This window comes from Bacteroides sp. AM32-11AC (genome assembly GCF_003603515.1).
GTDB lineage: Bacteria > Bacteroidota > Bacteroidia > Bacteroidales > Bacteroidaceae > Bacteroides > Bacteroides uniformis.
The window spans coordinates 253544-266289 of the sequence record NZ_QTNH01000004.1; the positions used below are offsets into that span (position 1 = coordinate 253544).

10 protein-coding genes are annotated in these 12746 nt (G+C 46.9%); all 10 read left to right on the top strand.

Annotated elements, in window-relative coordinates; translation table 11 throughout:
* Window positions 1-18 precede the first annotated feature (18 nt).
* Entirely contained in the window at window positions 19-855 is an 837-nt protein-coding gene (locus DW800_RS06230) for a TolC family protein (protein WP_035449302.1), read from the top strand.
* 6 nt (window positions 856-861) lie between these two features.
* Complete coding sequence (locus tag DW800_RS06235; RefSeq protein ID WP_117703265.1) at window positions 862-3021, top strand: GumC family protein; 2160 nt, start codon at window positions 862-864, stop codon at window positions 3019-3021.
* An 11-nt stretch (window positions 3022-3032) separates the two neighbouring features.
* Window positions 3033-4490 (top strand): O-antigen ligase family protein, encoded by a 1458-nt coding sequence (locus tag DW800_RS06240; RefSeq protein WP_165859890.1) that lies wholly within the window; start codon window positions 3033-3035, stop codon window positions 4488-4490.
* A 14-nt stretch (window positions 4491-4504) separates the two neighbouring features.
* A complete protein-coding gene (locus tag DW800_RS06245; RefSeq protein WP_035448697.1) occupies window positions 4505-5731 on the top strand; it encodes a glycosyltransferase family 2 protein in 1227 nt (408 codons plus the stop codon).
* Window positions 5715-6851, top strand: coding sequence for a glycosyltransferase family 4 protein (locus tag DW800_RS06250; RefSeq protein ID WP_035448699.1), 1137 nt, complete (start codon window positions 5715-5717; stop codon window positions 6849-6851). Before DW800_RS06245 ends, DW800_RS06250 begins: the two co-directional genes overlap by 17 nt.
* Window positions 6852-6866: 15 nt before the next feature.
* Window positions 6867-8066 carry a glycosyltransferase gene (locus DW800_RS06255; RefSeq protein ID WP_117703263.1) on the top strand — a complete coding sequence of 400 codons (1200 nt, stop codon included), beginning with the start codon at window positions 6867-6869 and terminating at the stop codon, window positions 8064-8066.
* The gene (locus DW800_RS06260; protein ID WP_035448703.1) at window positions 8063-9010 is read left to right on the top strand and encodes a phosphoribosyltransferase; all 948 of its coding nucleotides are present in this window, start codon (window positions 8063-8065) and stop codon (window positions 9008-9010) included. The genes DW800_RS06255 and DW800_RS06260 overlap by 4 nt, the downstream gene beginning before the upstream one ends.
* Before the next feature lie 520 nt (window positions 9011-9530).
* Window positions 9531-10655, top strand: coding sequence for a DUF4373 domain-containing protein (locus DW800_RS06270; protein ID WP_044467799.1), 1125 nt, complete (start codon window positions 9531-9533; stop codon window positions 10653-10655).
* Window positions 10598-10789, top strand: a complete 192-nt coding sequence (locus tag DW800_RS19530) for a hypothetical protein (RefSeq protein ID WP_133303830.1) — start codon at window positions 10598-10600, stop codon at window positions 10787-10789. Before DW800_RS06270 ends, DW800_RS19530 begins: the two co-directional genes overlap by 58 nt.
* Window positions 10790-10883: 94 nt before the next feature.
* Window positions 10884-12698 carry a bifunctional DNA primase/helicase gene (locus DW800_RS06275; protein WP_117703261.1) on the top strand — a complete coding sequence of 605 codons (1815 nt, stop codon included), beginning with the start codon at window positions 10884-10886 and terminating at the stop codon, window positions 12696-12698.
* Window positions 12699-12746: the final 48 nt, after the last annotated feature.

Here is a 12746-nt window from a genome sequence, read left to right on the forward strand (position 1 = left end):
AATTATATGGCTTTAGAGATGATAAAAAGATATATCACGTCCATCATTTACAGTGTAATCCTCTTAGGATTGTTGGGGGTACCTTTGTCTGTGGCTGCGCAGCAGGAGTTGACACGGGAGGAGCGCATCAAGATATTGGAAGCCTTAAAAGCCGAAGATGAAAAAACAAATATCAGTACAGTTGGTCTGATAACTTCAAGTATGCCTACGGAAATAGACAAATTAGAGCTTCCTCCCCTTTCTGTTTTTTTGGATGCTGTGATAGAAAATGCAACGGTAAAGCGTGCCCAATCACAAGTAGAACAAGTCAGAAACCAATACCGCCTGCAAAAGCGGAATTGGTGGAATTATTTCCGATTCAACGGGAATTATTCTTACGGACGATATAATGTGATTGGTAATGCTAGCGATGAATTCACCCCAATGTACCAAACAACGATGTCAAGTGCCCAACATAATTTTAACGTAGGCGCCAGTGTCGGTATCAGTTTAGGAGAATTGTTCAATCGTCCGTTAAAGCTCAAAGATTACCGTTATCAAATAGAACAACTCCAATATTCACAAGAAGAAGTGATGGAACAACGAAAGCTGAGAGTGTTGGAAGCCTATAATGCAGTTACCGAACAACTGGCAACCATCAAAGCGAAGGCCGAATCGGCTGCATTATACAATGCACAAATGAAGATTTCAGAGAATAATTTCATACAAGGCACTATTGACATAATCTCATTGTCTCTAGAACGTGCCCGCCGTTCCGGCGCCGTTGTTTCTTATGAGCAGGCCCGGGTAGCTTTGCACAACTCTATCGTTCTACTAGAAATGTTGACAAATGTAAAGGTCATTAAAGATAAATAACTCTTTATGGATATAGTACAATTTTTAACCCAATTCTTTTACCGCATCCGTTATTGGTTGCTGTGGGGAAGTCTCATAGTTACCGCATTGGTAATCTATTTTACCCAGTTCCTTCCCTTCAACTATACGGTAAATAGCAGTCTCTATGCTGGTATAACCAACAGCACCAATCTGGATGGAACAGAATTGTTGAATATAAATAGTACCTTTGACAATATCATCAATATTGCCAAATCCAAAAGTACATTGGAAAAAGTTTCCATCCGTCTGCTCGCCACCAACTTGGTCCATGGCGATGAATGGAAAGACAATATGTATATTCAAGCCAAACATTATCGCCAACTCATTCAGGCCACTCCCAAAGAGGTTCTTGCCTTAGTCAATCGTTCGTCTGTAGACAAAACAACAGAAAACCTCACAAAATATCGCAAGGAAAGTGGACAGAATTATATTTATGCAATCTTCAGCCGTCCCACTGCCTACTACAGCTATGCAGCATTGAACACGATTGACGTAAAGCGGTTGGGAACCAGCGACTTGATAGAAATCAATTACACAACTACCGATCCGGGTATTGCCCAAAATACGGTCAAGATACTGGAGGACGAATTAATGAAAGCTTATGAAATTCTGCGTTTCAGTGCCACAAACAATGTCATTGCCTATTTTGAGGAGGAAGTCAGAAAAGCTAAAGCCCTTTTGACAAGAGAAGAAGATGATTTAACTGATTACAGCGTTAAGGAGCAAGTCATCAACTATAACGAGCAATCGAAAGCATTGGCTCTGACCAAATATGCTGCTGATGACCGCATAGAGGCCTCTCAACGTACTTATGAGAGTGCTGTGGCATTACGCAAGATGTTGGAAGAGAAAATGGACATTCGTGCCAAAATAATCCGTACCAATACAAATCTGCTGCAAGAGTTGGAGAAAGTCAGCAATTTGAATCAGAGTATTATGGAGCATGAAATTTTCACAACAGAGAAAAGCCAACAGAGCAGTGAAAAGCTCCTCAAAGAAAAAGAAAATCTTAAAAAGGCGGAAGAGAAAATCAGCCATCTTTCCGACAATTTGAACGAATATAGTTTTTCCAAGGAAGGAGTAGGTATTAAAAACATGGTGGATGAATGGCTTATGGCTTGTATTAACGAAGCAAAAGCTAAAGCAGAATTGCAGGTACTTTCAAATCGCCAAATTGATATCATCAACGAATACGCTCATTTCTCTCCTATAGGTACCCAAGTAAAACGAAAAGAACGTGCCATAGGCATTGCCGAAGATACCTATCGCCAGCAGTTAAAAGGATTGGCAGATGCACACTTGCGTTTGCAAAATATAAAAATGACCACCGCTAACCTACAGATTATTTCAGATCCCAATTATCCGTTGACAGATAACGGTCGAAAAAGAGCCGTTATTATTATAGCAGCATTCTTTGGCAGCCTGATATTTATTACCGCCTACTTCCTGCTCATCGAGTTACTGGACCGTACCCTTCGCGACCCCATACGCAGCAAACGTCTGACGGGATTACCTGTTATTGCTGCCTTCAACGGTATCAGCAATTTAAAATATCGTGGTTTCCTTAAGGCATGCAACCGTTTGGCAGCCGCATACAGTTGTCGTCAATTAAATAACTATTTGCAGCCCGGACGTCCCACTATAATAAATCTGCTCAGCATGAACGCCCGCGAAGGTAAATCATTTCTTGCCAAATACTTTATCCAGTACTGGGAATCGGAAGGTATTCGGGTACGCCTTGTAGAACATAACCATGATTTTGAAATAAAAGACAAAATATATGTACAGGCTCAAGAACTTTCCGATTTTTGGCAATTAAATGAAGCAGAAGAAATACCGGATGTCATACTGGTAGAATACCCTTCCGTCAATGTAGCATCACTGCCTATACCCGTTCTGAAAAAAGCGGATTTCAATCTACTGATAGCCAATGCCTGCCGTTTGTGGGGTAAGGATGACGACAATCGTTTAAAACCGTTGAAAGACGAACTGGCAGACACTCCATTATTCCTTTATCTGAACAATGCCGACCGTGAAGTTGTAGAAGCCTTCACCGGAGAACTGCCTCCGAAGACTCCGGTACACTCCTTCTTCAGCCGATTGGCACAATTAGGCCTGACTTCAAAACCAGCAGCCGTTAAATAATGACCAGAAATATGGGAATTGCAACAAGACACATATCTCCACAAATAGCTTTATCCGCCGTGCTTTTTATCGGTCTGGCGGCTATAGCCTATCATGCACTAAATGACCAATTGCTGAAGGCATTTCTTGTTGTCCTCATCCCCATTGCCATAATTTATATTATATTGTCGATAAAACGTCCTTTGATTGCACTTATCACTTATGGAACGCTCTGCTATTTCTGGGGAGTCATTTATCGCACCTTTATCCGAGTCAACGGCATCAGCATACTCTTGGACATCGGAATGTTATTCTTTCTATTTTGCATGATATTGCATTCCCCTTATTCCAAAGACATCAAGTGGAGACGTTCTTTCAATGTGGTTACGGTAGCTTACGCTATTTGGTTTGTCTTTTGTTTTCTGGAAATAGTCAATCCCAACGGATTGACAGAGGCATGGGTAAACTCCAGAGCCATGTATCCTGCCACACTGATATTCATCATCCTGCTGACAGCTTTCTTTACGCGTTTTAAATTAGTAAAGGCATTGATAATGATTATAGCCATATTTACAACCATATCATTTATCAAGCTAATGATACAAAGATACATAGGCTGGGACCAGTATGAGACAACCTGGCTCTATTCATCCGAAAGTTACCGTACCCACCTTCTCCGCACCGGTATCCGATATTTCTCTACATTTACCGATGCGGGCAATCATGGTTCAAACATGGGCAATATAGCACTGGTATACAGCATCATCTTTTTTTATACCAAAGGGGAAAAAATACGTTGGTTCTATCTGGCAATCGCTATAATGGGAGTTATCGGGCTATTCATGTCCGGCACACGCGGTGCAATGATTGTCCCATTAGGAGGATTGGTCCTTTTCTGCCTAATCAATAAAAGTATAAAGTTCACATTGGCAAGTGCCATAGTAGGAATCGGAATATACATTTTCTTTGCCTTCACCTATATCGGTGAAAGCAATGCTATGATCAGCCGTATGAGAACTGCCTTTAAACCCACCCAGGACGCATCCTTCAATGTACGTATTGAGAACCAGAAGAAGATGGCCGAGTACATGAAAGACAGGCCGTTCGGCGAGGGAATAGGATTGGCCGGAGTAGAAGCGCGGAAATATGGAAACCGATATATCACAACCTTCCCGGTAGATTCATATTATGTCAAAATATGGGTACAAACCGGCATTGTGGGACTTATATTGCATATTGCCGTATTATTAATTTGTCTGTTTTGGGGATGTTATCTCATCATGTTCAAAGTGAGGAATACAGAATTTCGAGGTATACTTACCGCTTTTATATGCGGACTATTTGGATTAATGTTAAGTGCATACGGAAATCAGTTTTTCGGACAGCCCAATACGCAATTTATCCTATGGACATTCTTTGCATGTATCGTCAATAGTCCTTATATTGACAAGCAACTCCTCGAAGAGAAACGACAATTATTAACGAAATAATAAACAGTAACTATATGAACGAAATCTTTTCCATATTCAATCCGGACTGGTGGATGGACGAAAACAACAATGCCCTGCAAATGGGAGATGCTATCTTGTTTTTGATTTTCCTGCTCCCCATTGCCTATTTGTTCATCTATTCTCTCGCTTCTCTGAGAAAGTACAAGAATCCCTATCCCCATGCAAATATACAACACCGTTTTCTTGTTGTATTCACCGTCCTGCGTGACGGCAAAGAGGTTATCAGCAGTATCAACACTTTCCTTGACACGCAAAACTATCCGCGCGAGAAATATGACATTGCAGTCGCTGCCACCCAACTACCCGAGGAGGATCTTATCACACTTCTTCAGATGCCGGTCAATATTGTAGTGCCCGATAAGGAAAGTTGTACCAAAGTATACGCTATCCAGCAGGTCATGGAACGTTATTCTCCACACGAATATGATATGGTAGTTATTTTCAACTCCGACAACCGTGTAGTGCCCAACGCACTTGACTTATTCAACAATGCATATTATTCGGGATGCGATTCCATCCAGGCACACCGTATGGCTGAGAACCTGAATACCAGCATTGCTGTCCTTACGGCTGCCAGTGAAGAAATCAACAACCATATATTCCGCAAGGGTCAAGTAACTCTGGGATTCTCTTCAGCCCTAATCGGTTCGGGGATGGCTTTTGATTTTGCGATGTTCCATGAAATAGCTCCTACATTGAAAGGAAGCGACTTCAGCAAAGCAATGGAAGTAGCTTTGCTGGAACAAAACATATATACAGAATACTTGGAAGAAATTGTCTGTTACAGCAAGAAGAAGGACAATGCGTACGGCTATAACGAAGAGCGCCAGCGCTGGATTGCCTCCCAGTACAGCAGCACTTTCCTGGCATTGAAGCGCCTTCCCCTTGCCTTCCTGCAAGGGCGGTGGGATTATTGCAATAAACTGGTACAGTGGATTATGCCTTCCCGCCTGCTACTTATCGGACTTACCGTCCTCATAGCTATAGGGATGACTTTCTTGGACTGGACACTCTGCTTTAAATGGTATATACTGCTGCTAGCCATTGGCGTCACCTTCCTTATGGCAATGCCCGAAGGGGAAATAGCCCGCCATTTCCGCAAAGCAGTTTGGGCCATGCCTATACTGATATTCTCAAGTATATTCAGCCATATAGGACGCTTTTTCGGCAAAAAAAAGAAAAAGATAACAAGCATCAGTAACCATGAAAATAGCGATTGAAGCTCAACGCATCTTCCGCAGTGACAAGCACGGAATGGACTTTGTCATTCTGGAAACTCTAAAAGAGTTGCAGAAGCGTAAGGACGGGAACCACTATTATGTGCTGGTTTCTGCGGGCGAAGACCGCTGTCTGGAAGAATCGGAGAACCTAAGCATCATAGAAGTGCATTGTCCCTCTTATCCATTATGGGAGCAAGTGGCATTACCTTATACTGTACAGCAATTGCAGGCAGACCTGCTACATTGTACATCCAATACAGCTCCGTTGTGGTGCCCGGTCCCCTTGGTACTGACATTGCATGACATCATCTATCTGGAACCGCGGCAGCACCGCAGCCCTTCGCTCTATCAGGAAATGGGATGGCACTACCGACGGATGGTTGTTCCAAGAATATTGAAGAAGTGTAAAAAGATAATCACAGTGTCACATTTCGAATGCAACCGCATCCGGGAAGCGTTGCACCTGCCGGAGCAACAGATAACAGCTGTATACAACGGATACAATAAACACTTTATCCCTCGGACACCCCACTCCAACATCATCAAAAAATACATCCCACAAGAAGGTTTTCTGTTCTTCTTGGGCAATACCGACCCCAAGAAAAATGCAGCACGCACACTGAAGGCTTATGCCCTCTATCTGGAAAAATCGGCTGTGAAACGTCCGTTGCTGATAGCCGATTTGAAAGAGGAATATATTGACGCCCTCCTCCGGCAAGAGCAAATCACAGAAATAAAGAAACAGTTGTTTTATCCGGGCTACATTGACAACCAAGATTTGGCAGCCCTTTATAATACAGCCTTCACCTTTTTATACCCTTCCCTGCGCGAAAGTTTCGGCATTCCCATACTCGAAGCCATGGCTTGCGGCACTCCCGTCATTACAAGCCACACTTCGGCCATGCCCGAAGTGGCAGGTGAAGGAGCAGTTCTTATCAATCCGGAACAACCGCAACAAATAGCCGATGCCCTGATTAAATTGGAAAATGACGCGGACTTCTATCAAAAACAAGTAGACTATGGGCTGGAACGTGTGAAACTCTTTTCATGGAGGAATACAGCTGAAGCATATTCGAAGATTTATCGCGAAATACAGAAGAAACAATCATTAGAAACCTAAATAAAAGCCATAGGTATGAAAGACTTTATCATTACCAGCCTGCAGACGTGGGACATTGAAATAGGAAGCACCATCAAGAATACGGCGCTAGAAATTTCAAAGCAGAACCGAGTGCTCTACATCAATACACCTATGGACTATTCCACCCGGCTGAAAGGCAACAAGCAAGCTCCCTCCTACATACGCCGTATGTCTGTCATCAAAGGAGAAGCTTCTCCCCTGCGGCAAATCAACAAAAACATGTGGGTACTGGACTGCCCGTTCACACTTTTGTCCGTAAACTTTCTACCCGCTCCCTTGTTCAACTCCTTCAACAGACAGAACAACCGCCGTATCGGCCGGTGGATTGTGCAGCAAGCTGCACAACTCGGTTTTAAGGACTACATCCATCTTATTGATACGGACATCTACCGCAGCCGGTATCTGAAGGAATACATTCATCCGGTGCTATCCATCTACTACCGTCGCGATTACATCATCGGAGAAGCCTATTGGCGCAAGCACGGTACCCGCCTCGAGCCAGAGCTGGCCGCTTCTGCAGACATTGTATTGGCGAACTCCAGCCGCTTCGCTGCAGAATTGCTAGCCTATAATCCGGAGACATATCCGATAGAAACCGGAGTGAACATAGAGCTGTATGATGCTTCCCGAAGCTACGGCATACCCGCCGACATAAAAGGAATTCCCCACCCCATCATCGGATACATGGGTACTGTAAACAGTACCCGCCTGGACGGAGATTTGCTCTATGAAATAATCAGACAACGCCCCGAATACAACTTTGTGTTCACCGGACCGGAAGATAACGGATTCCGCCAACACCGTATCCACACACTGAAGAACGTCCATTTTCTCGGGCAAAAAAAAACAAGTGAATTGCCTGCATATATTGCCACCTATGACGTTTGCATAAACCCACAAATAATAAACGACATCACCGATGGCAACTACCCGCTGAAAATTGACGAATATCTGGCAATGGGCAAACCGACCGTGGCAACCAGTACCCACACCATGCGCAACATCTTTGCAGGCTACACGCACTTGGCCACGAACCCGCAAGAGTGGCTTTCTGCCATTGACCACGCCATAACCGAATCCGATGACAAAAAATTGGCACAACAACGCATATCCTTCGCTGAAACCCACAGTTGGGGGCACAGCGTGAAGAAAATTTATAGAATCATTGAGCATTTCAATAATAGAATATTATGAATTATCGCAACATCGATGACTTGAACCACTGCATCCTGCAACATCTCAGCATACTGCCACGTGATTTTGACCTGATAGTGGGCATCCCCCGCAGTGGCATGTTTCCCGCCAACCTGCTGGCACTCTATTTGAATCTGCCAGTAACAGACTTGGACTCATTCCGCAACGGACACATCTATCAGACCGGAGAACGTGGCAAAACTTTCAACATGACCCACATCCGCAAAGTATTAGTGGTAGATGACAGCATTGCCACCGGAAACGCCATAAATAAATGCCGAACATTGCTGAAAGCTCTCAATGACAACTATGAAATAAAATATTGTGCCATTTACAGTGTGCCTGAACATACCAGAAGCGTGGATTATCATTTTGAGATTCTGGATTATCCCCGTTTCTTCCAGTGGAACATAATGAACCATGGAATCCTGAAAAAAGCATGTTTGGATATTGACGGGGTTCTTTGCGTAGATCCTACTCCCGAAGAAAATGATGACGGACCACGCTACCGCGAATTCCTACTGAACGCCCAACCCTTATTCATTCCCCGTACCGAAGTAGGTACGCTGGTCACTTCACGTTTAGAGAAATACCGCCCGGAAACCATGGCCTGGTTAAAGAAAAACCATGTAAAATATGATAAACTGGTCATGCTAGACCTGCCCAACAAAGAAGCCCGCCAACGTGCCAACTGCCATGCCTCATTTAAAGCCAAAGAATATAAATTATCCACCACCTACATGCTTTTTGTAGAAAGTTCCCTACAACAAGCCATAGAAATCAATCGTCTGACCAAGAAGCCAGTACTCTGTACGGAAACTTTTCAAATGATTTACGATTCAAAATCCATCTACTATAATCTAAAGTCTGGAGAAACTTTCCCTTGGCTACGACGTTTCCTCATCTCAAAGCGTGACAAGCTAAAAAGGCTGCTAAACAAATAAGCTTTATACAATATTATGACTACCTTTGCATCTTTTTAAAAACAAATAATCATGACTAAAAATTTAATTTAGCCCTTACCGTAGATGGGCAAAAGTTCTGGAGTTTTAACGGAACAACCAAACATGCAGAAGAAAGACTGGTAATAGCCGAAGTTATTAAACAAGTCATTCGGACAATCTTCAAGAGTGACCGGAAAGCCAGCTTCAGGGAAAGCAAGGAACTCATCCCCATAGAGAACCGGATAAAAAAAATAAAACAAGTTTCTGAACAAGAGAAAGAATAAAAAGCTTTCAATTTACATTTATTAAGACAAGTACGGTTTCCATAAGTTTAGAAACCGTAACTTGTTGTTTGTCAACAAAAACAACGTATGCAGACCGTACCTATTCGGGCTGCACCACTATTTTATTATCCCTACCTTTGCACCATAAAACAAAGAGAAAACGCTACGAAAAACGCCGTCGCAACAACAAGCAACCACGCTTTACGCAATACTTTTCCTTGCAAAAAACAATTAAAATGAAAAGAAATTTCTATTTACAACATCCCTTGATGGCCATGTGCGACCCCAGAATGCAACAACTGACAGAAAAAGAAGGCTTGAGAGGATTGGGTGCCTATTGGGTCATCATCGAGAAACTGGGAATGCTGCCCGAACCTCGCGCACGACAAGAATACCTCCGTCCCCATTGCGACGGGAAGAAAGTAACGCTTGCCTACCTCCTGAAAATTATCCGGGAATACGGACTCTTCGAACTCGAGGAAGACGGATATTTCACGCCGAAAGAGCTGAATCCCCCACGCAAAAAAGACGAAAAAACGGCAAAAAAGGGGGAGGCAAAGCCGTATTCCAAGGCAAAAAATGACGAAAAATGGCAAAAAACACCGAGGGAAAACGCCGAAAAACAAGCCCTAGAAACAATCAATCCACTAGAAAACAGCGAATTACCGAAAGCGACAGAGGGAAATAATAAAGAGAATATAAATAATCATATAAAAACAACAGCAGCATCAGCAGCAGAAGAAGAAACTGCCGCTGATGCCGATAGGCCTCTTCCGCCGTCGGATGCCGGAGGAGTGCCACCGTCAACGTCCGGAGGAGCGCAGACCACTTGCGACGGCAACGATGACGACGACAACGACGATGGCAGCGACCGGTCGCAAGACCCGGGACACCCCGTACGACCATGGCGCGAAATGGTGGATAACCTCACCCTCGAAAGCTCCTGGCTGGACATCGCCTGCATGAAAAGCGGCTACGGATGCCTGCTGAAACGCCACATCCGGGAAGCGGTGAAAATATTCAAGCAACACATCGAAGCCTACGGCAAAGGAGGTAATCTACTGGAAATAAGTGATGTGCAAGGATATTTCGTCAACTATGTCAGTGCCGGAAGCCGGACCTCACACGCCCTGCACGAGGCTCTCTGCTCCCTGGACACCAAGCAGCAGGCGACAGCACCTCCCGACCCCTACCGCTACGAGCAGCTTGTGGACGGACGGCGCACCTACCTGGGCTGCCCCATCCCCGACGGAGCGCCACCCCGACCGGACAATACCGCCTTCTGGAACGAAACGACCCGTTCGTGGACGTCGCAAACCCCGCCGCCTTCATCGAAAAAGCCGAAACAGAAACCCGGCTGAAACGCCACACTCCGGCATCCGGAATGCCACACCCCAGCGCCCCGGATGCCACACTTCAGCACGTCCCAAGTGTGGCATTCCACCCCGTGAAGTGTGGCATTTCCCCCCGCGAAGTGTGGCTTCGGAAGGGGTGAAACCATTCATGTATAACCATTTACCGGACAAAAGGACAAAGAGACAAAAACGAGAAGACAAGTACGTCCTTCTGTCCAACAAAACAAATCCCATATGAGAAATTTTCATCAACGCGGCATTGACACCCGCGGCCGCATCAGCGGCAAAATCAAGACCATCTGCCCGCAATGCAACGACACCCGCGGACACAAAGGCAACAAGTCACTCTCCATAGACCTGGACAAAGGCCTGTGCTACTGCCACCACTGCGGCTACAAGCTCTACGTGCCCGACGACGCCGAAGAACGCCTCAAGCAGCAGCGCCGCGACATGCACCGGAAGCCCTCCGCACCGCCCCAGCACTTCCGCCGTCCCACCTTCGACCCTGCCCGGATGCAACTCTCCGAGAACCTGGAACGCTACTGGACCACCGTCCGCTGCCTGCCGCAGGAGCTGCTGCGCACCCTGCGCATCACCGAAGAGACGGTGCGCCTCCCGGAGAGCAGCCAGGAGGAGAACTGCATCTGCTTCAACTACTTCGAGAACGGGACGCTCGTCAACACCAAGTACCGCAGCGCCCTGAAACACTTCATGATGGTGAAGGGGGCCGAGCTCATCCCCTACAACGTGGACAGCATCCTCGGCACCCCGGAGTGCATCATCACCGAAGGCGAGTTCGACGCGGCAGCCGTCATCGCCGCCGGACGCAAGGACGTCGTCTCCGTGCCCGCCGGCGCCCAGAGCAACCTCACGTGGCTGGACCGCTTCGTGGAGTCGCACTTCGAAGACAAGCAGGCCATCTACATCGCCGTAGACGAGGACCCGGCAGGGCAGTCGCTCCGGCAGGAACTCACGCGCCGCCTCGGAGTGGAACGCTGCCGCATCGTGCACTTCGGCGAGGGCTGCAAGGATGCCAACGAGCATCTGGTGAAATACGGCGCCGAAAGCCTCCGCATCTGCATCGAGCAAGCCGAAGAAGTGCCCCTGGAAGGCATCTTCACCGCCGAAGACTGCCGCGACGACCTGCGCTCCCTCTACGAGAACGGCCTGCAGCGGGGTGCCGACACCGGCTGGGACAACTTCGACGAACACTGCACCTTCGAGCCCCGCCGCCTGCTGGTGATGACCGGACGCCCCGGCGACGGCAAGTCCGAATTCACCGACGAGCTGGTGCTGCGCCTCTGCCTGCGCCACGAGTGGAAAATCGCCTTCTTCAGCCCCGAAAACATGCCCATCGCCTACCACCTGCACAAGCTGGCGGAGAAGCTGACCGGCCACCGCTTCACCCTCGGACCGGGCATGACGGAAGCCGTCTACGGGCAGGCAGTGGGCTGGCTGGACCGCAACGTGTCGCACATCCTGCCCGACGACGGGAGCTACGGCATCGACCACATCCTGGAGAAAGCCCGCCAGGTGGTGCGCCGCAAAGGGGTGCGCATCCTCGTCATCGACCCCATGAACCGCCTGGAACAACGTCTGGAACCGGGGCAGACGGAAATGGACTACATCACCGACACGCTGAACAAGCTGGGACGCTTCGCCACCCGCAACCAGTGCCTCGTCATCCTCGTGACCCACCCCCGCAAGGTGAACCGCAACGAAAAGGACGGCACCCTGCGCCGCGTCGAGATGAACGACATCAACGGCTCCGCCAACTTCGCCAACATGTCCGACTTCTGCCTCGTGGTAGACCGTAACGACACGAAACAGATAGCCACCATCTACATCGAGAAGGTCCGTTTCAAACACTTGGGCAGTGCCCACACCGAAGCCAAGTTCGTCTACAACCACCTGAACGGACGCTACTGGCCCTGCGAGGAAGACATCATCCACACCCCCCAAGGAGAGCGACCGGGACCGGTGAACACGCAGTTCGACAATGAGAATTGGTTGAAAAATAATGAAGAACAAGGCAGGTTATTCGAATAAAAATCCGTATCTTTACAAGACAGAAAAAGAGAATCCGTGCAAGCATGT